The sequence below is a fragment of the Planococcus donghaensis genome (genome assembly GCF_001687665.2).
GTDB lineage: Bacteria > Bacillota > Bacilli > Bacillales_A > Planococcaceae > Planococcus > Planococcus donghaensis.
Window position 1 is genome coordinate 2975968 of the sequence record NZ_CP016543.2, and the last position, 24919, is coordinate 3000886.

A 24919-nucleotide genomic window follows, 5' to 3' on the forward strand; every position below is an offset into this window, starting at 1 on the left:
AATACGCAAGCCCCTGAACTGAAACCTTATTTCTTGCAATAGATGTGGGAGCTATCTCTCTTTAATTCTAACTGGAAAAAATATCAAGTCTATTCTATTGACAATCGTTTTACAGCTGAAATAATATAGAAAAGTTGTAGAAAATAAATTCGAATAATTTTATATAGAAGAAAAGAGGCTAACTGCCATGTCGCCAGACCAAAAGAAAAAGATTTTTATTTTGATGATTAATATGTTTATTGCGGTTGCAAGTTTCGGAATTGTTATACCCATTATGCCTTCTTATCTTGTATCCATTAACCAAGGTGGTATGGCAGCCGGTTTAATGATTGCTATTTTCGCCGCCTCTCAATTTCTTTTTTCGCCGATTGCTGGAAAATGGGCCGATCAATACGGTCGTCGAAAAATGATTATTTATGGGCTGCTCGGCTTAACTCTTTCCATGTTTGTTTTTTATGCTTCTGATTCTATTTGGATATTGTATTTCTCTCGTGTTATAGGTGGTATCGGAGCCGCTATGCTAATTCCCGCCATTTTTGCTTATATCGCAGACATCACGACTTTTGATCAGCGCGCAAAAGGCACAAGTCTCGTTTCTGCCTCGATGTCTCTCGGCATTGTTGTGGGGCCTGGTATTGGTGGATTTTTAGCAGACTACTCGTTGAAGCTGCCTTTTCTTGTTTCTGCACTGGTCTCTTTGGCTGCGGTTATTTTTTCTGTCTTATGGTTAAAAGAATATGATGCAACTGATGCCAACCCTGCACTTGCTGCTAAGCTCACAGACGAAGAATCTATGTTTACTAAAATCGGACGCTCTACGAAAATGCCGTATTTTATTCCATTGATTATTACGCTTGTTATGAGTTTTGGTTTACTCGCATATGAATCCGTCGTTGGGCTGTATTTAGACAATCAATTCGATTCTACCGCGAAAGATATCGCCTTTATGATTACCGCAACTGGAATTGTCAGCGTGATTGTGCAATTGTTCGTGGTGGACCGCATCGTTCGTCGTTACGGTGAAGTGGCGATTCTTGTCGCATTTCTTGGAGTCGCAGCATTTGGTTTCTTATTATCTCTTTTTGCTGGAAACTATGCGATGTTCTTCGCTGTTTCGCTTGTGATTTTCTTAGCTACTTCAATTTTACGCCCTGTTTTGAATACGTTAATCTCAAAAATGGCTGAAGGCGAAGTTGGCTTTGCGATGGGGATGAACAACGCCTATATGAGCATTGGCAATGTCGTCGGTCCTTTACTTGCCGGAATTTTATACGATGTCAATATCGTCTTTCCGTTTATTTTAGGATTGGTGATGTTGTTGCTGACCCTATCAATTACAGTTGTTTGGCAACGTTCGCTTGCTATAAAAGCATCTACTATTGGGTAGTCACGGGTTCTCTCAGGAGAACCTGTTTTTTTTATCTATCAAAGATAATTTTGAAAAATTTTCTATTTTCGGAAGCTTAGCTTGCGTCCAGCTTTACGGGTCTATTTATCCGTTGTATAATATTTGTACAACATCAACTATAAATCTATAGAATGAAGGTAATGCTATGTACAACATTAAAGCAGCTGCCAAAATCTTAGATATGCCGAAAGTGACAATTCGTTCGTGGGAAACGCGTTACAGTGCGATCACTCCAGCTCGTACAGAATCTGGACATCGCTTGTATTCGGATCAAAATCTGGAAGATTTGAAATGGCTTAAAATACAAGTACAGAACAACGGCATGAAAATCAGTGAAGCTGTAAAAAAATTACACGCTTCACGTAAACAATTTATTACTCCTACAGGAGATTTTTCTCAAAGCAATAACTCGGAATATAGTGAACAAATAAATCAGCTTTTTCAAGCAGCAGCCGAAATGGATGCTGAACGCTTTAATTATTTATTGGATTTGCACTTTTCTTTGTTTCATCACCAAAAAGTCTTTTTCTCAATTATCGCACCGTTGATGATTCGCATCGGAGAAGCTTGGGAAGATGGAGTCATTAGTGTTGCTCACGAGCACATGATTACACATATTGTTCAACAACGTTTTAACCAGTTTTTCCGTGTGTTTCCAACTTCACCCACCTTACCAAAAGTCATGGCGCTAAGCCCAAGTGGCGAGCAACACCAGTTAGGATTGCTTTTGTTTACTTTGTTCTTGAGAGAAAATGGTTTTTCCGTTGTTTATATTGGACCTGATACCCCACTTGATGGGTTAGAGGAAATGGTCGTTAAACACAATTTTAAACTCATGTGTCTATCAATTGCTTCTCCTGCCTTGATGGGAGTCGCGAATCAGTATATGGACACACTTTCAAAAGCTAAGCCAGAAATGCAATTTATTCTTGGAGGTCAAGGTGTCGTCGAGCAAAAGAACAACTCCAATCGTTGGTATCTGGGTACCGATTTAAAAGTTTGGCAACAGTGGCTCGCTGAACAAAATTTTTAATCTTTCATAAAAACGCCCTCAATAATTAAATTGAGGGCGTTTTTATATGCTTTTATTGCCAGTCAAGATCTTGGTAGTCTTTTTGGTAAGGTCCATTGTCTGTGACTTCTGAGTGATAAAGCGCTTTTAACGCAAAGCCTTTTTCAAGCTCCATGTCTTTCATCAGCACTTTCAACCGTTTCTTCAATTCCGGATGATCACTGACCAATTGCTCCATTTTGGATTTGGTGTATTTCATCTGTATCCGCTCCTTTTGAATCTTCTTGTCTTTATTGTACACTGCTGCAGAAAAAATCGCACTTGCTCAGCAAGTGCGTTACTGTGTATCGATTATCCTAAATAATGAAAAATGAAGTTCGCTAAAAACAAACTAGCGATAACATAAAGCGTCGGAGAAACTTCGCGTCCTCTACCGACAGCAATTTTTAAAATCGGGTACATAATAAAACCGATCGCGATTCCATCAGCAATGCTGTACGTAAACGGAATTAACGCTACAATCAGCAAAGCCGGAAAGCTTTCGCTCATGTCTTTCATATCGAGGTTTTTAATGTTTTGAAGCATCAAAAAGCCGATGATGATCAAGATGGGCGCAATTGCACTATCTGGAATCAGTTTAATAACAGGAATGAAAAACGAAGCAATAAGAAATAACAGTCCAGCCGTAATCGACGTTAATCCAGTACGACCGCCCGCTGTCATGCCTGCTGCACTTTCAACTGTTGCTACAGTTGGACTCGTCCCAAAAATACCAGACGTCATTGCAGACACAGACGTCGCCTGAAAAGCCCGACTGAACTTTTCAGGACGCTCGATAAACGCCACTTGCCCATGAACCAGTCCAATGTTTTCAAATACCAGCACCATAGTCAGAGAAAATACCGCCACCCAAAACGTTGTGGACAGGATATTGCCAAAAGACAAAGCACCAAACACCGCAAAAGCTTCTGTCGCATTGATCGAAGACTCGTTCATACTGCCAAAATCGATAAGTCCGAAAAATGCGGCAATGATGGTTCCAACAACAATCGTAATCAGGAAATTCCCTGGCACGTTGCGAATAAACAACACAACCGCAATAATGACGGTCAGCACGGTAGCTAGTACGTGTGCATCAGCTAGTGAACCGAGTGCCAAAATCGAACTCGTGCCACGCTCAACAATGCCGCCCTTTTCTAGACCAATCAGCATTAAAAACAAGCCCAGTCCAACAGTGATGGCTTCTTTTAGTGAATGTGGTACTGCAGCGCTCAGCATTTTTGCAAAACGCGTAAATGCTACTGCCACAAAAATCACGCCGGAAACAAATACAACCGCTAGCGCTTCTTGCCAAGACAAGCCCATTGACTGAACCATCGTGTACGAAAATAGCGCATTAATGCCCATACCCGGCACTAACAAAATCGGTGCATTGCCCCAAAAGCCCATAAGCAAACAGCCAAAAACCGATGCCACAATCGTCGCAACAATCGCTGCTTCAAGTGGCATGCCCGCTTCCGACAAAATCAGTGCATTGACGGCAATAATGTAGACTACCGTAAAAAAGCCGATCAAGCCCGCTGTCATTTCACGCTTAACTGTCGTGTCATTTTCCTGAAGACCGAAATACCGATCCATCCAATTAAACATAGTCATAACCTTCTATTAAATTAGCCCTCTCCCTACCCGCTCTGCCTATCGAAATAGGTAAGCCAAGCTAGGAGTGTAATCTAAAAAGAAGGCGCTGTCAAGATGGCTCGCTTTATGGTTCTTTTCTGTGCGTGCGTATTTGGCGTGGAGCGTGCATATTTCCTCTTTACCGCGCGTATCTCTCGCGAAGCGTGCGTATTTTCTCTTCACCGCGCGTATTTCTCACTGAGCGTGCGTATTTCCTCTTCACCGCGCGTATCTCTCACTGAGCGTGCGTATTCACCACCGACCGTGCGTATTTCCCGGGAAACGTGCATAAGGCAACGCCGTTTGATTTTGTCGCTTTTCGCTAGCGAAAAGCCGGTAATTAAGGTCTTCAAAATAAACTTTTGCAGGACCGCTGTGAGTGCTATAATTTTGGTAATTCATACAAAGGAGGAATTCATATAACAAAAACAATTGATTTATTGTCACAAACAGAAGCTTTAACATTATTGCTTACTAGGCTTAGCCCTCAACATCCACAGCGTCAATTTCTTGAGCAACAACTCTCCCGGACGACCGCCGGTAAACGTGGCGAAGAACGCATTAAAAGAAAGTTTAATGAGTTTTACATGGAGGAAGATTTCCGTATTTTATGGGATGTAAATTTGAAAATCGGTACTTGGTCTGTGCAAATGGACGGACTCTTGCTTACTGAAAAAGGAGCAATTATTATCGAGTCCAAAAACATTAGTGGACAGCTACATTTCGATGAGAAGACGGGCGAATTTTCTCGCGTTAATTTAGCAGGCGAACGCTCCGTTATGGAAAACCCAAAAATCCAACTCCGGAAACACATTCGCTTCCTCACACATTATTTTAAAATGAAAAAAATTAATTTACCCATTTCTGGACTGATCGTTTTTACTGCGAAAGATTGTGAGTTTATTTCCAAGCCGCATGGCGTTTATGTATGCAAAACCTATCAAATGATTGAATACTTGTTAAGAATTCTACAGGCTTTCCCCCTTGAAGCCGAAGATTGCAAACTGGCGAAAATCCAGAAAATGATTTTGACCACTCAAACCCCTTATGAACAAACCCCTTTATGTAGCTATTACTTTATTGATCCCAAAGAATTGCAGTCTGGTATATTTTGCTCTTCTTGCCAATCGCTCAGTATGCAGCGACTAAACAAAAGCTGGCTGTGCAAAAATTGCGGCTTTCAGAACCCTTTAGCTCATATTTTAGCGATTCAAGAATACTTCAGCTTTGTCGAAACCACTATCACCAATCAAAAACTTCGCGCATTTTGCGGATTCGAATCCAGATCCGTGGCGACAAGGTTGTTATGTCAGCTCGATTTGAAAAGAGTGGGACAATCAAAATCTCGCTCTTACCAATTGCGCAAATAATGAGGAAGCCTCTCACTTAGGTGGGAGGCTTTTTTGCGTTTCATCGACCGTTCGTGCGTATTTTTTGTGGAACGCGCGTAAACGCCTCTCCACCGCGCGTAAGTTTATTCCTGCGCGCGTATCTACCCCCGGAACGCGCGTATTTCTCTAGAACCGTACGTAAGTGTGCGCCCAACGTGCGTATACCGCCGCGCAGCCTACACCAAAACCTAAACTCTCTTCCCACCAAAACAAAACCACCAATTGCCCCGCTTTTCGCGAGCGAAAAGCACTAACACCTACACTTCGTCGGTTGTCGCTACGCTCTATGCAGAAAAAATTCTCATCGTGAGAGCCGTTCGCGCGTATTTTTTGCGGAACGCGCATAAACGCCTCTCCACCGCGCGTAAATTTTTTCCTGCGCGCATATCTACCCCTGGACCGCGCGTATTTCTCTAGAACCGTGCGTAAGCACACGCTCATCGCACATATGCTGCCACCAAGCCTACTCCCGCCCCCTAGTCTACCCTCGAAAAACAAAAAAGAGACCTGCATTTTCTGCAGGTCTCATCTCATCTTATGGTTAATTTCTTAAACGAACATTCCTGCGATAGCTGCACTCAATAATGACGCAAGCATACCTGCTGCAACAGCACGAATACCGAGGCGCGCGATGTCAGGACGACGGTTTGGTGCAATGGCACCAAGTCCACCAAGTAAAATGGCTAACGAGCTTAAGTTTGCGAATCCACAAAGTGCAAAACTGATTACAATTACAGTTTTAGGAGACAGGTTTGCAATTTCTGGTGCAAACGCTGAGTACGCTACAAATTCGTTGAGTACTAATTTTTGTCCGATAAAGCTACCTGCTTGTACAGCTTCAGCCCACGGCACACCGATTGCCCATGCAAGTGGCGCGAAAATAACACCTAAAATACTTTGAATAGTCAAGCCACCGAATCCGAACCAGTTGCCAATACCACCAAGCATACCATTTAACAATGCGATTAATGCGATAAATGCCAGTAGCATCGCACCAACGTTTAATGCCAATTGCAGACCGTCAGCTGCACCACGTGCTGCTGCATCGACAACGTTAACTGAAGTTTGATCTTTTTCCATAACGAAGTCTTTTTCTTCGACTTCTTCTGTTTCTGGAATCATCATTTTAGCCATGATTAAACCAGCTGGCGCAGCCATAAAGCTTGCTGCCAATAAGTATTCAAGAGGGACACCCAAAAGCGCATATCCTGCCAATGTTGAACCAGCTACTGAAGCCAGTCCACCAGTCATAACTGCGAACAATTCCGATTTCGTCATCCCCGCAATAAACGGACGAATAACAAGCGGTGCTTCTGTTTGACCAACGAAAATATTCGCTGCTGCTGAAATCGACTCTGCTTTACTTGTTCCTAGAAGTTTTGCCAAAGCTCCTCCAAGAAGCTTGATAATAATTTGCATAATGCCTAAGTAATAAAGTACTGAAATTAAAGAAGAAAAGAAAATAATAACTGTCAATACTTGAAAAGCAAAGACAAATCCAAAACCGCCTATATCAGCCGCAGGACCGAATAAGAAACCAATCCCTTCGCCCGCATAATTGATTACGTTCTGGACTTTATTCGAAATAAATAATAATATTTTTTTCCCGAATTCCCATTCCAACACCATAAATGCAAACGTAATTTGGATGGCTAATCCGCCGAGAATTGTCCGTGGCTTAATAGACTTCTTGCCGCTTGATAACAGGAAGGCAATTCCAAGAACAACGAATATACCAAAGATGCCCCACAATAAATTCACAACTTCACCTCATCGATAGATTTTTATCAGAAAATTAAGCAAATAATTTGTTTAACTCAACTGTCGTCAGACATCTTACCAAATCTAAAAGGAGAAGTAAATGGCTATTGTGTGAAGAAATGAGAACGCATTCACAAATACTACTTTGTACCTTTAACTCTGATTTTTTAACTTCCATCCTATTCCACTAAAGGTTTTATTGTCCTGAGAATAAAGATTAAAAAAACAACAAAAAAACGCAACCCGAAGGCTGCGTAGTTGAGAATTATGCTGTAATTTTATTTCTCCGACGATTCACTCGATAAAATACTAAGTAAAGCGCTGGAATCATCACTAAGGTGAACAAACTTGAGAACGCGAGTCCGGCGATGATCGTAATCGCCAATGGTTCAAATAACGGATCCCCTGAAACTGCGATTGGGACAAGGGCAATAATCGAAGTAATCGACGTTAACAAGATTGGTTTGATACGAGCATAGCCTGATTCGATAATGGCTTCCTTAATATCAAGCTCTCCTGATAAACGACGAACTTCTACAAAGTCGATCAAGACGACTGCGTTTCGAACAACAATCCCTGTGAGTGAAACAATCCCCATTACACCTAGGAAACTTAACGGTGTTTGCGTTAAGAATAGTCCAAGTATCGCACCGGAAATACCTAAGTACACGGCAATCAATACTAAGAACGGCAAGCTGAACGATTTAAACTGGAAGGCAATAACTAAATACACCAGTAAAATGACGACTAAGAACAATACACCAATTTCCGCAAAGAAAGCTTCTTGATCTGAGTTTTCTCCACCCGTCGATAATTCATAGCCTTCAGGCAATGAATCACGTGCTGCATCGACGACATCTAACATTTTGTTTTCAAAGTCATCCGCATCGCCAAATGCGCGAAGAGTAATGGAACGATCTCCTTCTTTATGCGGAACTTGCGCCAATTTCGTCGTATCTTCTGCTGTTAACAGTTCATTCATCGGCACCAATATCGGTGGTCCTTGTTCACTAAGTGCCGGAACTTCAAATTGAGACAAATCAATTGATTGTCCTTCATCAATTCCGGATTGCTTCAAGAACACTTGGTACGGCATTTGACCTTCGTAAATGGTGTATAAAGGAACACCCTGCGTCAACAATTGAAGCTGATTCGTGACTGAGCTTAGTGCAATTTTGTTTTCTTGTAATGCCTCTTGGTTTGGCACATACTCAATTGCCGGAACCGGATCACCTAAATTATCCGTGACAATCGTTGCGCCACTCGCAAGCATTTGCTCTTTTAGTTGATCGCGAAGAGTAGCTAATTCTTCAATATCTTCGCCTGTAATGTCAACCGTAACTGGAGCTCCTACAGGTGGCCCTTGAACAATCGTATCTAAGAAAATTTCAGCTTCTGGGAAACGCTCACGTAACTCAGGCTGCCATTTCTCGATAAAATCTGCGGACGTCGTCTTATCCCGGTCAATTCGGAAGACAACTTGGCCCGTGTTGCCACCTGTATTATTCATTGAAGAAGCAAACAAATTTGGTAACCCTTCTCCGGAGAAAATAGAGATCTCAGCGATATTGTCATCTTCAGATCCAACTTCCTCTGTTAAGTTAGCAAGAAATTCGTCGGTATCTTCAATTGTTGTGCCTTCTGCAAGACGGACGTTCATCGTCACTTCTTGACGATCAGCTGCTGGGAAAAATTCAAACGGCGTAAAGAGCGCAAGCGATAATAACCCTGTCGCGATTAACAAACCGCCGCCCCCAACAAGTATTGGGCGTTTTAATACACTACGCAAAACTTTATTGGAATAAAACAAAGCCATTTTCTCGAGTGGCTTCCCTAAAAACCCAGGAGTTTTTGATACTTTGTTTGCTTTTCGTTTTGTTTTTAAATATTGCATCATTGGGACAAGAGTAATCGACAAGATTGTTGATGCAATGATTGTGGTGATTAAAATACTTGGTAAGGCTTTGATAAAAGCTCCATTGCCACCTGATAGTAACAATAGCGGTGTAAACGTAACAACAATCGCCAAACTAGAAGCAATGATAGATGGATACACCTCGCGGACTCCTGTAATCGCGCCATTGAGGGCGGAATCCCCTAGTTTATATCTTCGTTGGATATTATCGTTTACAACAATACTGTCATCGACTAAAATCCCGATGGCAATAATGAGACCAATCACGGAAATTTGGTTTAAATCGACACCCAACCACGGAATGGGAATCATCCCGATTAACACGGAAGCCAGTACCGTCAATGCAACCGCAAACGAACCAAACAACGTCAATCCGGCTGTCGTGACGATCAATACGGCAAGTACTGCAATTGCCAATGAAACATACAAGCTGTCAAAGATGTTATTGACGCTTTCTGCTTGAGATACGTATTTTTCAGCTTGAACGCCCGCCGGTAATTCTGTGGTAAATTCGTCAATGATGCTAGAGACTTTTTGATCAACTGCAGGAACATCTTGGGCTGTTTGCAAAAACACGGTGTATGAAATAGCGTTTTCGCCTTCAAATGTTACAATATCTTTCGTTTGTTGATCGACTATTTCAATCGTTGCAACATTTGCAAGTGGCACTGCAGCAGTGCCGACTTGTAATTCTTTTAGTTTTTCAATGCCTTGACCTTGTTGCACAGTTAAACTGATTTGCTCATTGCCGTTATCATGCGTACCAAGAGACAATGGCTGATTTGCTTGTTGCAGAGATTCGAGCACTTCAAATGGTTGAAGCTGATTAGCTGCTAGTTCTTCACTATTCAACTCGATTAACACTTCTTGTGAATTCAATCCTTTAACAGTCGTTCCAGCAACACCAGAAACGGTCTCTACTTCTTTAGACAATGCTGACAAAGCTTCTGCCATATTTGCCAACTCTTCTTTATCTCCATAAAACATATACGATACTAAAGGAGAAGTGAAGCTTAGTTTTTCTACATTTGGTTCTTGCGCGTTATCGGGGAACCCTGAAGTTGCGTTAATCGCTTGTTGCTGGAGGCTATTCACCACTTCATCCGGGTTTTCGCCATCCTCTATTTCTAACGTAATAATAGAAGCGGAATTAGAAGAAATCGATTGCAATGATGCAATGCCCTCAACTTTTTGAATTTCACGCTCGAGCGGGTTCGTAATAGAAGTTTCAACTTCCTCAGGTCCCGCACCTGGCAAAATTGTTGATATTAATACGAGGCTTGACGGTGTTTCGGGAATTTCACGTTGTGGCAATGTAATGAAAACATACGCTCCCACAATCGACAGAATTAAAATTAAAAATATGAATAATTTGCTTCGTTCTAGTATGTAGTTCATTATTCTGCCCCCCTAACTTTTGTATAACAATTGTATAACTTCGAGACTGAAAACACTAGTGGAAAGCTCGAAAAAAAACCAGATGGATCTCTCCATCTGGTTTACAAACTTGGCATTTGCTGTTGCTTCATCCAATAGGCGGCTACAAATAACAACAGCGGTAGTACAATGGATACTCGGAACCAAATGCCTTCTCCACCCCAAAAAATCAGCGCCATCGGGGCCAAAAGTGCAATTCCGCTCCAAGCCAGCGCTTTCCATGATCGTTTCCACAGACCGATAATCGCCAAGACAACTGCCCCAATCACCAGAGACCACAGCAAAATTCCAACTAGAAAAAAGCTCATGTTTATGCGCCTCCGTTCATCCTATTCCTCAATTAATCTATACCCGATTTTCAAAATAAACATACGTCCTCACAAAAAAAGACAGCCTTTTAGGCTGCCTTCTCACATACATTTTATAGGTTTTGGAAAAACAATCGAATAACATCTAAGCCGCCAATAACGTTCCCAGCTGCCGTGCCTAAATTCGTCAGTACCACAACCAATAAAACACGTGTTACTTTATTGTCCCAAAATCCTTTGAGCGTAAAAACGTCTTTCGACAAGGTTTGGAAATCTCCAACATTGGGACGACGAACATAGGCTTGGGCCAGTCCCGAAAACCATCCGGCAGCCAAAAGAGGATGTAAGGCGCCAATTGGCCCGCCGACAAACGCTGTTAAAATTGCTAATGGGTGACCAAAAGCAATTGCTGCACCAATTGCGCCAAGACAGGCTGTCCACAAAATCCAACTAACGGTTTGGTCAATTCCTGCTGCTGGGTTGTTCATGAACGTAATAGCGATCATCGCAACCAACGCCAATGGAATGGCCCACCCAATAACTTTTGGCCATTTCGATTTAGGTGGAACTTCTGAGAGTTTCTTTAAATCGTGGTCGTTATGCACTTCTTTAATGATTCCTGGCACATGAGCGGCACCCAAAACAGCGACGATTTTTTTACCAGGAGCTTCTTTTATTTTTTGTGCCAAATACTGATCACGTTCATCAATAAGTGGTGTTTTTAGTTTTGGAAAAACTTGGGTAAAATCATCCATCACCGCGTTCAACGTATCTTGTGACTTCATCTTTTCCAAGTCTTCTTCTGAAATAGTTTCTTTGCTAAAAATGCTAAAGAATACAGAAGTGAGCAGTTGCGCTTTTCCCATAAAGCCGATATTGCCCCAAATACGTGAAAACGTCACTTGAATATTGCGATCCGCTAATACAAGTTCTGCTCCAGCTTCTTTAGCAGAGGCAATTCCTTGAATCATTTCTTGACCAGGTTTAATGCCAAACTGATCGGCTAACCGATTTTGAAACGAAGAAATCGCTAAGTTCATCAACAATAAACTCGCCTTTTTGTCTTTGATCACTTTAAAAATATCGGTTTCTTTCCATTTGCTATCTTGCGTTACCGATTCATAGCGTTGTGCATCCAATTCGATACAAACCGAATCAGGCTGTTCTGCTTCAATAACTGCCTTCACCTGTTCAGCACTTGCTTTAGAAACGTGTGCCGTCCCGATTAGGATTAATTCTTTTTCGCCGTATTCTATGCGTGTAATATTATCCTCAATCATGTTGTACTTCCTTCGTAGAACTATATTTCCCCTCATCTCAGATGAAAAGACTGTCTATTCTTTATAATGAATCAGAATTGCAAAAATATCAACGTTGCACCCTTTTGTTTCACGGAGAAAAGCAGAAAAAGATCACAAATCAGGCGCATTGAACGTATCGCCATCTTTTAAATTACCGGATTGAAATCCTTTTTTAAACCAGCGTTGTCGTTGTTCTGAACTCCCGTGTGTAAAACTTTCAGGAACGACGTACCCACGCGCACGTTGTTGAATGGTATCGTCTCCTACAGCACTTGCTGCCGTTAATGCTTCTTGCAAGTCACCTTCTTCTAAATATCCCATGCCTTGCGCATGATGAGCCCACACACCTGATAAATAATCCGCTTGAAGTTCTAAGCGAACCTGCACTTTATTGTATTCTTCTTCACTTAATTGATTGCGCAGCGGTTGTACTTCTTCCATCACGCCAAGTAAATTTTGAACATGGTGACCAACTTCATGTGCCACGACGTATGCCATCGCGAAATCGCCCGGTGCTTGGAATTGCGTTTGTAATTCATTGTAGAAACTTAAATCGATGTAAAGTTTGTAATCGCCTGGACAATAAAACGGTCCAATCGATGCTCCCGCTGTTCCGCAAGCCGATTCAACACTGCCTGTGTACAGGACGAGTGTTGGTTCTACATATTCCATGCCTTCTTCAGCAAAAACTTCTGTCCAAACGTCTTCCGTATCTGCAAGGACGACTGAGACAAATTCAGCCAACTCTTCTTCTTCGGGTGTGGCTTCGTAAGGCTGATTGGAAGTAGTTCCTGAAGATCCACCTAATTGATCCATAATAACTCCTGGGTCGCCACCTAAAAAAGCGACGAGTAGGACGATTAGAATACCCCCGATACCTCCTCCGGCTACAATCGCTCCACCTTTGCCTCTTCGATCTTCAACGTTCCTGCTGGCTTTTCTGCCTTTCCAGTCCATAAAAGGTCCCTCGTTTCACTATGATTTTATAGTTAAGCATACCCGTTATCGACTTAGTTTAAATCCATTTTACATAGGCGATAAATTAAAAATCGTTCACGCGGTTCTTTATGGAAATCGGGCAACTGAATTTCTTTTACTAATAGAAAAGCTGTGCTCGTTTCTAAGTACTCGCTATACTCTTGTGGGGCAAAAAATAAAACGATATCGACTGTTCGCGGAGCCTCTTCAGCAGAGCGCAAAACATTATTGAGAAAAGAGATGAATACTTGCACTGAAAAAGGATTAAAAAAGTAAAATTTATTGTCTTGGTCTGCGACTTGGTAGTCTTGTGCTAAGCAATTATAGAAGCTAATGCTCGACTCAGCGTCTTCGTGCTGCTCAAGATACCTTTTTTTATTTTCAAGAGCTTCAGCGTAAAATACCGGATTCATCTCAATTCCAGCACTTTTTGTTCCAAAGAAATGATAAACATAAAAGTTTAAACGTCCTTTGCCACATCCAACATCGACAAGTTGATCTTCTGAAATCACCGGATAATGTGTGAACAACACATCGAGTAAATCATACGGAGTTGGCTCATAGCGATGATGATGTAGAGAATCGGTAAATCCTTGTTGGTGCCCCACAGTTATGATGTTTAGGTGATTGTCATACACTTGCTCGTCCATTTCGTCCCACTTCCTTCCTCACTAAAATTTTACGTTTTCATCTTGCAATTAACAGAGATATTTGTTATAGTACAGCTAATTCAATATTTCTTGCTCCATTTTTATGGAGTAGGATAGAGGCGCAAAAACCATCAGTACGCAAAATGAGGACGATGAGGTCCATTGACGTTTGCCGAAAGGGGGATTTGCCGAAGTGACGGAAAGCTCATATTTCCGTGCGCTGGGTCTGTATTTAACAAATGCAGGACTGTCATATAGGTAACTATATGGAGGGCTATCTGATGCACAGGAACGAATGGTAAACATTGTTTCTACTGCAGCAACAGGACCCCCTGTTGCTGCTTTTTTGTTTATTCCTGACTGGCCCCTCACCTCTAAGCTACGAAAAAAATTAGAAAAGGGTGTGTTGTTTATGAATTTCGGCCAAATTATTACAGCAATGGTAACACCGTTCGACCAACAAGGAGAAATCGATTTCCCAGCAACCAAAAAACTAATCGAGCATTTAATCGCGAACGGCTCTGATGGCCTTGTTGTTGCCGGTACAACAGGTGAATCACCTACCTTATCAATCGAGGAGAAAGTAGAGTTATTCCAATTTACCGTAAACACAGTCGCGGGTCGAATTCCGGTTATTGCAGGAACGGGATCGAATAATACGCGTGCTTCTATTTCATTGACGCAACAAGCAGAAGAAGTCGGTGTTGACGGCGTCATGCTTGTAACGCCATATTACAATAAACCTTCACAAGAAGGCATGTACCAACATTTCCAAGCGATCGCCGAGTCTACGAATTTGCCTGTGATGCTTTATAACATTCCTGGTCGCAGCGTAGTTAATTTGTCTCCTGAGACAATCATTCGCTTATCCCAAATTAGCAATATTGTTTCCGTTAAAGAAGCGAGTGGCGATTTAGACGCCGCAGCACAAATTATCGAAAATACGCCTGACTCTTTTACTGTTTACAGCGGTGATGATAGCTTAACACTGCCAATGCTATCAATCGGTGGAACTGGAATTGTTTCGGTTTCTGCACACATTATTGGCAACGATATGCAAGACATGATCACAAGCTTTAAAACAGGTGATGTAAAAACAGCAGCAGCTATTCACAGACGCTTAGTGCCTACGATGAAAGCATTGTTTGCTGCACCAAATCCAACTCCAGTTAAAGCAGCTCTTAACATTACGGGCGTTCAAGTAGGCGGCGTTCGCTTGCCAATGATTCCATTAACAGTAGAAGAAACCGTGACGTTACGTGCATCTTTACCTGATTTGCATTCAAAAGCAGTAACAAACTAAAGCCGAAAAAACGCTGAAGTTCATCATGAACTTCAGCGTTTTTTTGATTTGATTTATATTAGTCCGTAAGCACAATTTCTGCCGTCTGCTTTTGCTTTGTAAAGGTAACTGTCTGCCCGCGACAGCCAGCTGCTAGTATCATCACCAGGCAAATATACCGCGACTCCAATACTGACAGTAACCGATACACTCTGCCAATTAGCTACCTCCATATGCTTGCATATGGCATCGCCTGTAGCCAATCCTTCTTCTGCACCCATATCTGGCATAATAATCACAAATTCTTCTCCACCAAGACGTGTCACAATGCCAGTTGATCCGACAACTTCTTCTAAACGTCTAGCTAACTCTTGTAACACTTCGTCACCTGTTTGATGACCATGGGTATCATTAACTCGCTTGAAATGATCGATATCTAACAGGAGAATAGTAACTTTGCGCCCTTTTTCTGCTTGCACTAAAAAATGAGTTAGCCGTTCTTCCAGATAGCGCCGGTTTTTTGAACCGGTTAGTGAGTCTGTAATAGCTAACTGTTGGAGTTCTAAATTTAAAGCTAACAACTCTTGCTGCTTGTCTTCAACTTCATGCATTAAATTTTGTAATTGATCGTAAGCATCTATTGTCTCGCGATTAATTTCTTCAGCATTGCGTTTAGCACGCAATAATTCTTTTTCATACTCTCCCCGAACGCTCATCTGTATTAAAGCGCACTCGTAAAATCCATCGTACTCTACTGCATTCATTAACGCCGGCATAGATCCTGTTGAGCTTTTCAAGGTTAAAAACATCTCATTGACAGTGCCGTGCATTTTAATAGAAGGAGTAAAGTAAGTTTGAAAATACATTCGTGATGCGATTGTTAGCAACTCATGAATATGTTGCGGATTTTCTACACCTGTTAAATTCCGCAATGTGCTGTTGATTTCAACTATACGCAAGTCCCGGTCCAGAACTAAATACCCGCAAGGTGCTCTATCGAGTTGCTGTTCCATTGTCTTCACTCCTACTCCGCCAAGTACCCCTTGATGCATGCTACGGTCTCCTCAACATCGCTTAAATGCGGGTTATGTCCCACCGCTTCCATTATCACCAAACGACTGTCAGCGATTTTTTCGTGAATGTACGCACCAATTTCTACAGGTACAATCGCGTCAAATTTCGGCTGAAGAATTAAGGTTGGGATTGTTACTTTATCCAATTGATCGCGAAGATCTGAAGTAAAAGTCACTTCAGCAAATTGGCGTGCAATCATCGGATCATTAGAGCATAATATCTCCTCAAAGTTTTCCGCCAGTTGAGGTCGCTCCTCATTTAACATCACTACAGGAGCCAAATATTTTGCCCATTCTTTATAATTTATCTCCATCATGTCTAATAATTCATCAATGTCCGATCGCTCAAACCCTCCATTATAGCCAGGTTCGTTCATATAATAAGGCGATGGCCCAATCATAATCATTTTTTCCATCAACTCCGGTTGTTCAATCGATGCGAGCAACCCAATCATCGAACTAACGGAATGTCCAACAAAAATCAGCTTTTCAAGTTCGAGTGCAGCACACACTTCTAATAAATCTTGCTTATAACCATCTAGCGTACTGTAACGCTCTTTCGAGTAGGCCGATTTATCACTATTTCCTGATCCAACATAATCAAACGTCACAACGCGATAATTCATTTGAAATTTCATAATGGTATTGTTCCAAACTTGTTGGTCACACCCAAATCCGTGACCAAATACTAGCGTTTTTTCGCCTTGTCCCGTCACTCGTACATTGTTACGCTTTAAAATATCCATTTTCACTGTTGCTCCGCCTTTTTTTGCTTCTCATGATGAGAAAAATTAGATTAGTTAAAAATTAAATATACTTAATCATAGCATCAATACATGAATTTTAAAGAGCTTGAACTAAAAAATATCTTGGCAAAAAGCACTAATCACCAACAATAAATTTTATAACAAAAAAAATACAGCAGACAAAAGTCTGCTGTATGGCATATTTTCACAGTATAAACTAATAGAAATTAAATGAACAACTACTTTTTTGCTCTGCCTAACGACAGATATTTCAATACCTACCAGCTTGCCTTTTTAACACCCGGAATCTGCCCTTTATGTGCCAGTTCTCGGAAAGTGATACGTGAGATCCCAAATTTGCGCATAAAACTACGCGGTCTTCCTGTCACTACGCAACGATTGTTCAAACGAGTTGGCGATGAATCTTTTGGTAACTTAGCTAATGCTACAAAGTCGCCTTTTTCTTTTAATTCTTGTCGCTTTTCTGCAAATTTGGCAACTAGCGCTTGCTGCTTCTTGTGACGTGCCACTTTTGATTTTTTAGCCATTTATCCACCTCTTCAAATTAGTAATGATTACGATTTATAGAACAAAAAAATTATTTCGTTTCACGATGAAGCGTTACTTTTCTCAGACGTGGACTGTATTTCTTTAATTCGATGCGTTCGGGATTTGTACGCTTGTTTTTTGTTGTACTGTAATTCCGGTCCCCAGTTTCTGTACACGCTAATGTTATGTTGACTCTCATCTTTTTTTCCTCCTAAACAAGTAATTGAAATTTTGGTAGTGGATCGTTAAACTTTGTCCAATCCTGTTCTTTTTCCTCATCAGTCAGCAAACAAAGGTCTAGTTCTTTTACGATGGATGACTGATCCATGTCAATTCCAATCAGCACTAGCTCCGTCATTTTTATGCCATTTTCTAAATCCCATTGTCCCGCATATTCAATCCCTAGTGAAGGTCCTGCTTGTGACAATAGAACAGCTGTCTCACTTCTTGTGGCCAACCACAAAAATCCTTTAGCACGGACGATTTCCGCTGGCCATTGCAAAATCCAATCCATCAACCGCTGCGGATGGAACGGCTGCTGACTTCGGTAAACAAATGACGCAATGCCATATTCTTCAGATTCCGGAATATGCTCTTCATTCAATTCCTTTATCCAGCCCGCACTTTGGCTTGATTTTTCAAAATCGAACAAGCCTGTATTGATCACTTTGTCTAGAGCTACTTTTGAATGAATCGTTTCAATAATTTCGGCATCCGGATTTAAAGTTGCTAGCAATTCTTTCAACTGATTTTTTTCTTTTTGTGGGATTAAGTCGAGTTTGTTTAATAAGATAACGTTGGCAAACTCTATCTGATCAATTAGCAAGTCTGATATATCACGAATATCGTCTTCGGTCGCTTCTTGACTTCTATCAAGTAACGACTCACCTGACGCAAAATCCTTCCAAAAAGCATATCCGTCAACCACAGTGACCAAAGTATCCAATCGGCAACTTTTCGATAAATCGATTCCTACTACCTCGTCTTGATATGTAAAAGTTTGCGCAACGGGCAGCGGCTCACTAATTCCCGATGATTCAATAACGATACAATCAATTTCACCACGGTTTACCAGCTTTTCAACCTCTATCATAAGATCTTCTCGCAACGTGCAACAAATACAACCATTCTGCAGTTGGACTAGCTTTTCAGTAGTTTTTGAAAAACCACCTTGTTCTATTAAACTTGCATCAATATTCACTTCACTCATATCGTTAACAATTACAGCCACTTTCAAGTTTTCTCGATTAGAAAGTAAATGATTTAGTAAAGTTGTTTTACCGGCTCCTAAGTAGCCACTTAGCACCGTAATTGGAACTGGACTCCTCATGCATCCACCAGCTTTCTTTTTTTAAATAGTAATGATTACGTTTTACATTGTATAAAAAAAGAAACAAGAACGCAAGCTTTTATTTTAAGACCTCTAGGTTTGCTTCTAAAACCAACAGGGTACATTATCATTACCTTGCTTTACAGGTGATTTATCACTATTTAGGAGGAACTTGAAATGACTAACGAAGGAACTACATTAATTCAGTCATATGATGTCCAAGCAGAAGTTTTGCACAAAATTAACGAATTAAAAGCACAAGGCTTTAAAGAAGAAGATATGTACGTAATTGCCAAGTATGACAATCAATTATCGATGGTTCAAGGGCAAACGAATGTTCATTTGGATGCACAAGAAGAGGAAAACATTATGAGTAAATTCAAAGCATTTATTTCTGGCGAAGATTCTACACGCCATGCTTTTACACAAATGGGATTAGCGAGCACCGAAGCAGACGATTACTACCAACAAGTAGAAAATGGCAAACTTGTTCTTTATGTAAACAGTGAATATAGTGCATCTTATGAGCCTCAAACGAACACATCTACAACTGCTCGAATGACAACTGCCGAAGAAGTACATCTGCGTTCTGAACCAGAGTCACTTAATCGCAAGCAAGAAACTAACCCTAGCAAACGCAATATTCAAGATACAGAAGCGATCAATACAAACCATCACCGAAATGAATCAGATATTACAAACATGGTAGAAGCCAAAAAGAACCAACATCATTTATATTAGATACCAAAGACGTATCCGAATGAGTATTCGGATACGTCTTTTCTCCTATCGACAGGTTTATTTTATACGTGCTAAAGGGTAAATAACTTTTAGCAAACTGAATTGGCACATTTAATATAGGAGGAATTAGGCATGGAGAAAAAAGAAGGTAAACTCATCGGGCTTTTTGATGCACAAGCACCACTGTTAATCCAAGTCGGCCAATTAAAAGCAGCGGGATACGAAGAAGAAGAATTGTTTGTAGTATCAAAGCACGATGAACAAATTGACTTGCTAATTGCTCATACCGCCGTTCATATCGACACACAAGACCGAGATAACTTTAAAGGCAAACTTATTTCGTTTCTAGCGGGTGATGATATCACAAAAGATGCTTTTAACCGAATGGGATTAGGCGAAGAGGCCACCGATTATTATTTCCAGCAAGTCGAACTCGGTAAACTCCTTCTTTACACGAGCAGTCAACCAGTAGCCGCAATTCACTCAGAAACCGAGTTACAGGCGGAACCTCAAGTTGATACAGAAGAACAATCTCTTGCTTTACACGAAGAACGTTTGAGCACTGACAAAAACAAAACTCAAACAGGTGAAGTCCAAGTTCATAAACAAATGGTTGAAGAAGATAAAGAGATCCAAGTACCTGTGGAACGCGAAGAAGTTGTTGTTGAAAGACGAAGTGCTTCAACTTCCAAAACTGATCATGAAGAACCAGAACTAACTCCAGCACAAGTGTATGAAAAAGGTGATGCCATCCACATTCCACTTACTGAAGAACGCCTTGACATTGGCAAAAAACAAGTGGTCCGTGAAGAAATTGTCATTGGTAAACGTAAAGTTAAAGATGTTCAAGTGGTAAACGAAACTGTGCGTCGCGAAGTTGCGGACATTGAAGAAAGTGGAGTCGTCAATCGCGTAGATAAATAAACAAGGCAGCCAAATGGCTGCCTTGTTTTTTGTACATCTTATAAAATGGCCATCGTAATTGCGACAATTATAGCCACAATAATTCCCACAAACAAAATTGCTGGAATAACGATAACAAAAAGCCCTTTCCAAGCAGAAAATCTATGGGCTTGACCTACTGCATTGCTTTGAACAAATAGCGTCCAAATAGACACCCCCCCTATAATAAGGCTAAAAATAATTGTCAGTATGTCCATGCCTTCAACTGGCAATTGGCCAGACTCTGCAAAATAAGTTTCCGGCAGTAGCAATAGCCGTACTTACAGCCGCTCTGATCGGCCCTAAGAAAAAAGCGAGCAACAACATGCCTCCTATTGGTAGAAAATGCTCAGAATTCAACGCTAAAATTTAATATTCCCTTTTTATCTCCGGCATACTCTTTATATGCAAGTCACGCTGCGGGAATGGAATTTCGATGTCCTGCTCAGCAAACAGTCGGTTAATGCGGAAATTCAATGCGCTTTTTGTGGTGATGATCTGGTTAGAGTTAGCAATCCAAACCATCAATTCAAAATCAAGCGATGACTCACCGAAGGCCGAAAAATTGACGAACGGCTCAGGATCCAATAGCACAACGCCACCTTCTTGATGCTCTTCTTGTGCTGCTTGCAACAACACTCTTTTAACCTTTTCAGCATCTGTTCCATAGGCCACACCGACTGGTACCACAAGCCGCATGCGCGGATCGCCATACGAGCGATTAACCACTTGCTCTTCGAGAAAATAGGAATTCGGGACGATAACGTGTTCGTTATGAATCGTCTTGATGACGGTCGAGCGCAGCGAAATCTTGTCGACATCGCCGATTAAATCATCAATAATTACCCGATCACCGACTTTTATCGGTCGTTCGAACAGTAAAATAATACCCGAGATAAAATTCGAGGCAATGTTCTGCAAGCCAAAGCCAATTCCTACACCAAGCACACCAGCAAATACTGTCAAAGCGCTCAAGTCCAAGCCAACCGTCGTCAAACTGACGAGTATAGCGATGGCCATCACGGTATAATGGAACATGCGATCGAATGTATAGCTCAGGCCTCGATCTAAATGGTAGCGTTGATAGACATTCGGCAAAATATAGCGCGTGATGATTTTTGCTGCGCGGTTCGCGAGCGACACGATCAAGATAACCAGAATCAGTAGAAATGCCGTAATTTCGACATTGCCAAGGTCAAATAACCGGTTGAACATCCAGCCCGACTCGGAAAAATAAAAAATCATAAAAAGCAAAATCCCGTAAGTCGTTGCCCAGTTTAATATGCTTCGCAAAATCGAATCGACGTGTCGAAACATCCGTTTTTTGCTTAATCGACGAGAAATTGCAAGAACGACGGCCCTCACGAGAAAAATGCACGCTACGTAAAACAAAAACAGGAGCACTTCGGTCCATTCGATTTGCTCAAACACCTCATACCAATGTTTGGTCAGTTCTTCCGGTTGTATCGTCAGCAGCATGCCTATCCTCTCCCTCTTCAACTTCGTATGGTTTACTCACTCTTCGCCCAATATTGACCTTTCCGGTTCGTAATGTCGAGCGTTGTGATTATATTCTCTACCTGACTTTTTCTATATAGTTTCTATTCAAACATACCCCTATAACAATGTATATAACAGGAAGTAATTGGCCTCCATCAACTTTCCATCTCCCTTTTTCACGTCATGCTATACTGAAAGCATCCACTACCGAAAGGATGATTTTTTTGTCAGAACTAACTCATTTTAATGCTCAAGGTCGTGCCAAAATGGTCGACGTCTCCGATAAAAAAAACAGTGTACGCACTGCTCGTGCAACTACTTCTGTTTTATTAAACAAAGCGATTTACCAACAAATTAAAGAAGGTACTAATAAAAAGGGCGATGTTTTTGCAGTTGCTCAAGTGGCTGGCATTATGGCAGCTAAAAATACTTCACAAATCATCCCGATGTGTCATCCATTAGCACTTAGTGGCGTGGACATTGAATTTCAATGGAATGTCGATGAAGAAAAAAATCACTTCGAAGTTTTGTTGACCGTTTCCGTAAAAACAAAAGGACCTACAGGAGTCGAAATGGAAGCTCTTACCGCGGCTTCTGCTGCAGCACTGACAATTTACGATATGTGCAAAGCTTCTGGTAAAGAAATGGTCATCGGACCGACGATGTTGCTTGAGAAAACTGGCGGAAAATCCGATTACGCACGTGATTAAACCTTACTAGTTACTGATCGAAGTTTATATCTTGTACGCATATAAAAAAGCCGGAGAAAAAAATTTCTTTTCTCCGGCTTTTTGTTTGTCATAAACTATTGTACAGGTCTTGTTGGCATTTCGATGCCTAGTTCTGCCAGTTGCTCTTGAGCTTGTTCTTCCGTAATGGTTCCCGCCATTTGCTGATCTCTAATTTCTTGCACTTTTTGCTCTGTTTCCTCATCCATTTCTGGCATGTCAGGTGGGAGTGCCCCTGCCTCTCGTGGCATTCCGCCACCTCCACCTGCTCCACCGCCAGGGTTTTCAACACTTGCTTCTGTAATCCCATCTTCGTTTAACCAAGTAACCGATTCGGTAATCGTAAAGTCTACAAGTTCTGTTCCGCCTTCATATCCGCCATCTGCGTAAAGACCCGCTGTTTCTTCAGCTGATGAAGTACCTCCTGAAGAAAGCGTATAAGAAGAGCCTATCTCCAAGTCCGGTGTGCTAATAAATATAGCCGAAAACTCTCTCGACGGAGCATATGTCGCGATCGTTGTCCCTTCGCTATCTTGCAAGTGAACAATGGTTCCTGCCTCTTGAATTTCAGGGAACGTCATGACAACAGATTCTTGAGCTGTTTCTTCTGAAGTGGCTTGCACCATGCCTGTGCTACCGGCAGCGATTATTACCCCTCCCGTAAGGTCAAAGCCATTATCATAATCAATCGAACCGTCCATTGTTCTTGTTGGACCTTCAACGAGTACTGTACCACCTGTCATGACGATTGAGCCGTTGGCGTCGAGACCATCTCCAAGACCATCAACTGTTATAAATCCACCGTTAATCGTCATCACAGGTTCTCCGCCTTCGCCTATTTCAACTTTATCTGCTTCATCCACTTCTACCGGTGGACCTGTTGTCACTGTTGTGCCGTCGCTGACGTTAATGCCGTCATCCGTTGCAGTTACATCAATTGTTCCATCATCAATTGTGATGAAGTTACCTTCTAAACCTTCGTAACTTCTTGTAACCGTAATTTCACCGTTTGTGATCACAAGTGAATCGTCTGCGTGAACGCCATCTTCTCCGGTTGCAATTTCCCACTGTCCTCCAGCAATCGTAATATCACTATTGCTATTTACTGCATCGTCAAGCGAATCAATAATGAAAATACCACCGCTTACGTCAATAGCACCACCTGCTTTAAGACCTTTTGTGCTTTCTGCTTCTTCAACAACTTCTGTTTCTACAGCTGTGCCTGGTGCGGCATCTCCTGCTTCTTTAATCGTTTCTGGGCTACCGCCACCTGCAAGTATTGTATACGTTCCATCTGTCACCACTAAATCAGTTTCCGCTTGAATGGCATCCTTACCAGATGTAATATCGAATGTTCCACCTTCTAAAGCAATGCTACCTTTTGTTGCATCTTCATCGTTTGTCGATTTGATACCGTCACCACCCGCTTCAATAACAAATGCACCGGTCTTTATCGCGACAAGATCTCGCCCTTTCAAGCCATCATCAACTGCCGTGACTTGAATATTACCTCCAGTTACTTTGAGCTCATCTTTGCTGGCGATGCCATCTTTATAGTTACCTGTTACGGTGAGTTGTCCGGAACCGTTAATCGTTAAATCAGATTTACTGAAAATAGCTGCGTCTAGTTCATCATCAGATGAATCGTCCATTACATAGTTCGCACTATCAGAAATACTGTTTTCGGTACCGTCCGCTAAAGAAATTACGGCTTTTTCTGCATCTTTAATATAAATTGCTGAGTTTTCCGATGAGTTGATTTCCACTCCGTTCAAAACCAATCGAACTGTTTTTTTATCTTCGGAATCGACTACAATCTGACCCTCGTCTAAATTCCCTGTAAATACATATGTGCCTCCAGCTTTGATCGTTAGTACATTGTCTTCAAAAATAATTGCAGCTGATGATGCAAATTCTGCGCTGTCGCCGCTGAGTTCGACTTCGAAAGGATTTTCATCCTGCCACTCTGTATATTCATCTTCATCCGTGTAAGTTACCACGTTATTTACCAAACTTGTCATTTGTTCTGCCACCACTAGATCGGAAGTTGCTGCTGTTGATTGTTCGGTGTCAGTTTTTTTATCCGTTTCATTTGTACATGCAAACAACAAACTTGCACTCAATAATGTTGCGGCTAATTTAAACATTCTTTTATTTTTGGGCATCTTGTGCTCACTCCTTAAGTTGTTG

At 41.5% G+C, this 24919-nt stretch carries 23 protein-coding genes and 1 riboswitch; of the genes, 7 read left to right on the forward strand and 16 right to left on the reverse strand.

The window, feature by feature from the left end:
• The first annotated feature begins 187 nt into the window (after positions 1 to 187).
• Positions 188 to 1387 (forward strand): MFS transporter, encoded by a 1200-nt coding sequence (locus BCM40_RS14655; RefSeq protein WP_065525231.1) that lies wholly within the window; start codon positions 188 to 190, stop codon positions 1385 to 1387.
• 166 nt (positions 1388 to 1553) lie between these two features.
• Positions 1554 to 2441, forward strand: a complete 888-nt coding sequence (locus BCM40_RS14660; protein WP_065525230.1) for a MerR family transcriptional regulator — start codon at positions 1554 to 1556, stop codon at positions 2439 to 2441.
• Between the two features lie 52 nt (positions 2442 to 2493).
• On the opposite strand, the gene BCM40_RS14665 is transcribed toward BCM40_RS14660, so the two are convergent.
• Both BCM40_RS14665 and BCM40_RS14670 read right to left on the reverse strand, forming a co-directional pair.
• Positions 2494 to 2679, reverse strand: a complete 186-nt coding sequence (locus tag BCM40_RS14665) for a hypothetical protein (RefSeq protein ID WP_008432215.1) — start codon at positions 2677 to 2679, stop codon at positions 2494 to 2496.
• A 92-nt stretch (positions 2680 to 2771) separates the two neighbouring features.
• Positions 2772 to 4070, reverse strand: a complete 1299-nt coding sequence (locus BCM40_RS14670) for an NCS2 family permease (protein WP_065525229.1) — start codon at positions 4068 to 4070, stop codon at positions 2772 to 2774.
• A gap of 467 nt (positions 4071 to 4537) precedes the next feature.
• On the opposite strand from BCM40_RS14670, the gene BCM40_RS14675 reads away from it, so the two are divergent.
• The gene (locus BCM40_RS14675) at positions 4538 to 5467 is read left to right on the forward strand and encodes a nuclease-related domain-containing protein (protein WP_238323734.1); all 930 of its coding nucleotides are present in this window, start codon (positions 4538 to 4540) and stop codon (positions 5465 to 5467) included.
• Positions 5468 to 6037: 570 nt separating this feature from the next.
• Here BCM40_RS14675 and BCM40_RS14685 read toward each other — a convergent pair.
• The 6 genes from BCM40_RS14685 to BCM40_RS14710 all read right to left on the reverse strand — a co-directional run bounded on the left by BCM40_RS14685 (position 6038) and on the right by BCM40_RS14710 (position 13838).
• Entirely contained in the window at positions 6038 to 7249 is a 1212-nt protein-coding gene (locus BCM40_RS14685) for a NupC/NupG family nucleoside CNT transporter (RefSeq protein WP_065525227.1), read from the reverse strand.
• 265 nt (positions 7250 to 7514) lie between these two features.
• Complete coding sequence (locus tag BCM40_RS14690) at positions 7515 to 10562, reverse strand: efflux RND transporter permease subunit (RefSeq protein WP_083394539.1); 3048 nt, start codon at positions 10560 to 10562, stop codon at positions 7515 to 7517.
• 101 nt (positions 10563 to 10663) lie between these two features.
• Complete coding sequence (locus BCM40_RS14695) at positions 10664 to 10909, reverse strand: hypothetical protein (RefSeq protein ID WP_065525225.1); 246 nt, start codon at positions 10907 to 10909, stop codon at positions 10664 to 10666.
• 113 nt (positions 10910 to 11022) lie between these two features.
• The gene (locus BCM40_RS14700; protein WP_065525224.1) at positions 11023 to 12189 is read right to left on the reverse strand and encodes a TraB/GumN family protein; all 1167 of its coding nucleotides are present in this window, start codon (positions 12187 to 12189) and stop codon (positions 11023 to 11025) included.
• 132 nt (positions 12190 to 12321) lie between these two features.
• On the reverse strand, positions 12322 to 13167 hold the full coding sequence (ypfJ, locus tag BCM40_RS14705) for a KPN_02809 family neutral zinc metallopeptidase (RefSeq protein ID WP_065525223.1): 846 nt from the start codon (positions 13165 to 13167) through the stop codon (positions 12322 to 12324).
• A 53-nt stretch (positions 13168 to 13220) separates the two neighbouring features.
• On the reverse strand, positions 13221 to 13838 hold the full coding sequence (locus BCM40_RS14710; protein WP_065525222.1) for a class I SAM-dependent methyltransferase: 618 nt from the start codon (positions 13836 to 13838) through the stop codon (positions 13221 to 13223).
• A gap of 106 nt (positions 13839 to 13944) precedes the next feature.
• A riboswitch (Lysine riboswitch) is annotated at positions 13945 to 14123 on the forward strand.
• A gap of 127 nt (positions 14124 to 14250) precedes the next feature.
• On the opposite strand from BCM40_RS14710, the gene dapA reads away from it, so the two are divergent.
• A complete protein-coding gene (gene dapA / locus BCM40_RS14715) occupies positions 14251 to 15141 on the forward strand; it encodes a 4-hydroxy-tetrahydrodipicolinate synthase (RefSeq protein ID WP_065527651.1) in 891 nt (296 codons plus the stop codon).
• 53 nt (positions 15142 to 15194) lie between these two features.
• Here the strand turns inward: dapA and BCM40_RS14720 are convergent, their stop codons facing one another.
• The 5 genes from BCM40_RS14720 to BCM40_RS14740 all read right to left on the reverse strand — a co-directional run bounded on the left by BCM40_RS14720 (position 15195) and on the right by BCM40_RS14740 (position 18818).
• A complete protein-coding gene (locus BCM40_RS14720) occupies positions 15195 to 16172 on the reverse strand; it encodes a GGDEF domain-containing protein (RefSeq protein WP_065525221.1) in 978 nt (325 codons plus the stop codon).
• Positions 16145 to 16945 (reverse strand): alpha/beta fold hydrolase, encoded by an 801-nt coding sequence (locus BCM40_RS14725; protein WP_065525220.1) that lies wholly within the window; start codon positions 16943 to 16945, stop codon positions 16145 to 16147. Before BCM40_RS14725 ends, BCM40_RS14720 begins: the two co-directional genes overlap by 28 nt.
• Before the next feature lie 272 nt (positions 16946 to 17217).
• Positions 17218 to 17487 (reverse strand): 30S ribosomal protein S14, encoded by a 270-nt coding sequence (gene rpsN / locus BCM40_RS14730; RefSeq protein ID WP_065525219.1) that lies wholly within the window; start codon positions 17485 to 17487, stop codon positions 17218 to 17220.
• A gap of 50 nt (positions 17488 to 17537) precedes the next feature.
• Positions 17538 to 17687: a 50S ribosomal protein L33 gene (gene rpmG / locus BCM40_RS14735; protein ID WP_065525218.1), complete on the reverse strand. Its 150-nt coding sequence runs from the start codon at positions 17685 to 17687 to the stop codon at positions 17538 to 17540.
• A gap of 12 nt (positions 17688 to 17699) precedes the next feature.
• Positions 17700 to 18818: a GTP-binding protein gene (locus tag BCM40_RS14740; RefSeq protein WP_065525217.1), complete on the reverse strand. Its 1119-nt coding sequence runs from the start codon at positions 18816 to 18818 to the stop codon at positions 17700 to 17702.
• Between the two features lie 177 nt (positions 18819 to 18995).
• On the opposite strand from BCM40_RS14740, the gene BCM40_RS14745 reads away from it, so the two are divergent.
• Positions 18996 to 19559: a YflT domain-containing protein gene (locus BCM40_RS14745; protein ID WP_065525216.1), complete on the forward strand. Its 564-nt coding sequence runs from the start codon at positions 18996 to 18998 to the stop codon at positions 19557 to 19559.
• 132 nt (positions 19560 to 19691) lie between these two features.
• Positions 19692 to 20483, forward strand: coding sequence for a DUF2382 domain-containing protein (locus tag BCM40_RS14750; RefSeq protein ID WP_065525215.1), 792 nt, complete (start codon positions 19692 to 19694; stop codon positions 20481 to 20483).
• Positions 20484 to 20521: 38 nt separating this feature from the next.
• On the opposite strand, the gene BCM40_RS16415 is transcribed toward BCM40_RS14750, so the two are convergent.
• Positions 20522 to 20677, reverse strand: a complete 156-nt coding sequence (locus BCM40_RS16415; protein WP_156851302.1) for a hypothetical protein — start codon at positions 20675 to 20677, stop codon at positions 20522 to 20524.
• A gap of 193 nt (positions 20678 to 20870) precedes the next feature.
• A complete protein-coding gene (locus BCM40_RS14755; RefSeq protein WP_065525214.1) occupies positions 20871 to 21980 on the reverse strand; it encodes a mechanosensitive ion channel family protein in 1110 nt (369 codons plus the stop codon).
• 245 nt (positions 21981 to 22225) lie between these two features.
• On the opposite strand from BCM40_RS14755, the gene moaC reads away from it, so the two are divergent.
• Positions 22226 to 22711, forward strand: a complete 486-nt coding sequence (moaC, locus tag BCM40_RS14760; protein ID WP_065525213.1) for a cyclic pyranopterin monophosphate synthase MoaC — start codon at positions 22226 to 22228, stop codon at positions 22709 to 22711.
• A gap of 95 nt (positions 22712 to 22806) precedes the next feature.
• Here moaC and BCM40_RS14765 read toward each other — a convergent pair whose 3' ends face one another.
• Positions 22807 to 24894: a carbohydrate-binding domain-containing protein gene (locus BCM40_RS14765; protein ID WP_065525212.1), complete on the reverse strand. Its 2088-nt coding sequence runs from the start codon at positions 24892 to 24894 to the stop codon at positions 22807 to 22809.
• Between the last annotated feature and the right edge of the window lie 25 nt (positions 24895 to 24919).

Excerpts from the sequence above, each read along its gene's own strand:
- BCM40_RS14655 (WP_065525231.1), top strand. The coding sequence starts at position 188 with ATGTCGCCAGACCAAAAGAAAAAGATTTTTATTTTGATGATTAATATG.
- BCM40_RS14660 (WP_065525230.1), top strand. The coding sequence starts at position 1,554 with ATGTACAACATTAAAGCAGCTGCCAAAATCTTAGATATGCCGAAAGTG.
- BCM40_RS14665 (WP_008432215.1), bottom strand. The coding sequence starts at position 2,679 with ATGAAATACACCAAATCCAAAATGGAGCAATTGGTCAGTGATCATCCG.
- BCM40_RS14670 (WP_065525229.1), bottom strand. The coding sequence starts at position 4,070 with ATGTTTAATTGGATGGATCGGTATTTCGGTCTTCAGGAAAATGACACG.
- BCM40_RS14690 (WP_083394539.1), bottom strand. The coding sequence starts at position 10,562 with ATGAACTACATACTAGAACGAAGCAAATTATTCATATTTTTAATTTTA.
- BCM40_RS14695 (WP_065525225.1), bottom strand. The coding sequence starts at position 10,909 with ATGAGCTTTTTTCTAGTTGGAATTTTGCTGTGGTCTCTGGTGATTGGG.
- BCM40_RS14700 (WP_065525224.1), bottom strand. The coding sequence starts at position 12,189 with ATGATTGAGGATAATATTACACGCATAGAATACGGCGAAAAAGAATTA.
- ypfJ (WP_065525223.1), bottom strand. The coding sequence starts at position 13,167 with ATGGACTGGAAAGGCAGAAAAGCCAGCAGGAACGTTGAAGATCGAAGA.
- BCM40_RS14710 (WP_065525222.1), bottom strand. The coding sequence starts at position 13,838 with ATGGACGAGCAAGTGTATGACAATCACCTAAACATCATAACTGTGGGG.
- dapA (WP_065527651.1), top strand. The coding sequence starts at position 14,251 with ATGAATTTCGGCCAAATTATTACAGCAATGGTAACACCGTTCGACCAA.
- BCM40_RS14720 (WP_065525221.1), bottom strand. The coding sequence starts at position 16,172 with ATGCATCAAGGGGTACTTGGCGGAGTAGGAGTGAAGACAATGGAACAG.
- rpsN (WP_065525219.1), bottom strand. The coding sequence starts at position 17,487 with ATGGCTAAAAAATCAAAAGTGGCACGTCACAAGAAGCAGCAAGCGCTA.
- rpmG (WP_065525218.1), bottom strand. The coding sequence starts at position 17,687 with ATGAGAGTCAACATAACATTAGCGTGTACAGAAACTGGGGACCGGAAT.
- BCM40_RS14740 (WP_065525217.1), bottom strand. The coding sequence starts at position 18,818 with ATGAGGAGTCCAGTTCCAATTACGGTGCTAAGTGGCTACTTAGGAGCC.
- BCM40_RS14745 (WP_065525216.1), top strand. The coding sequence starts at position 18,996 with ATGACTAACGAAGGAACTACATTAATTCAGTCATATGATGTCCAAGCA.
- BCM40_RS14750 (WP_065525215.1), top strand. The coding sequence starts at position 19,692 with ATGGAGAAAAAAGAAGGTAAACTCATCGGGCTTTTTGATGCACAAGCA.
- BCM40_RS14755 (WP_065525214.1), bottom strand. The coding sequence starts at position 21,980 with ATGCTGCTGACGATACAACCGGAAGAACTGACCAAACATTGGTATGAG.
- BCM40_RS14765 (WP_065525212.1), bottom strand. The coding sequence starts at position 24,894 with ATGCCCAAAAATAAAAGAATGTTTAAATTAGCCGCAACATTATTGAGT.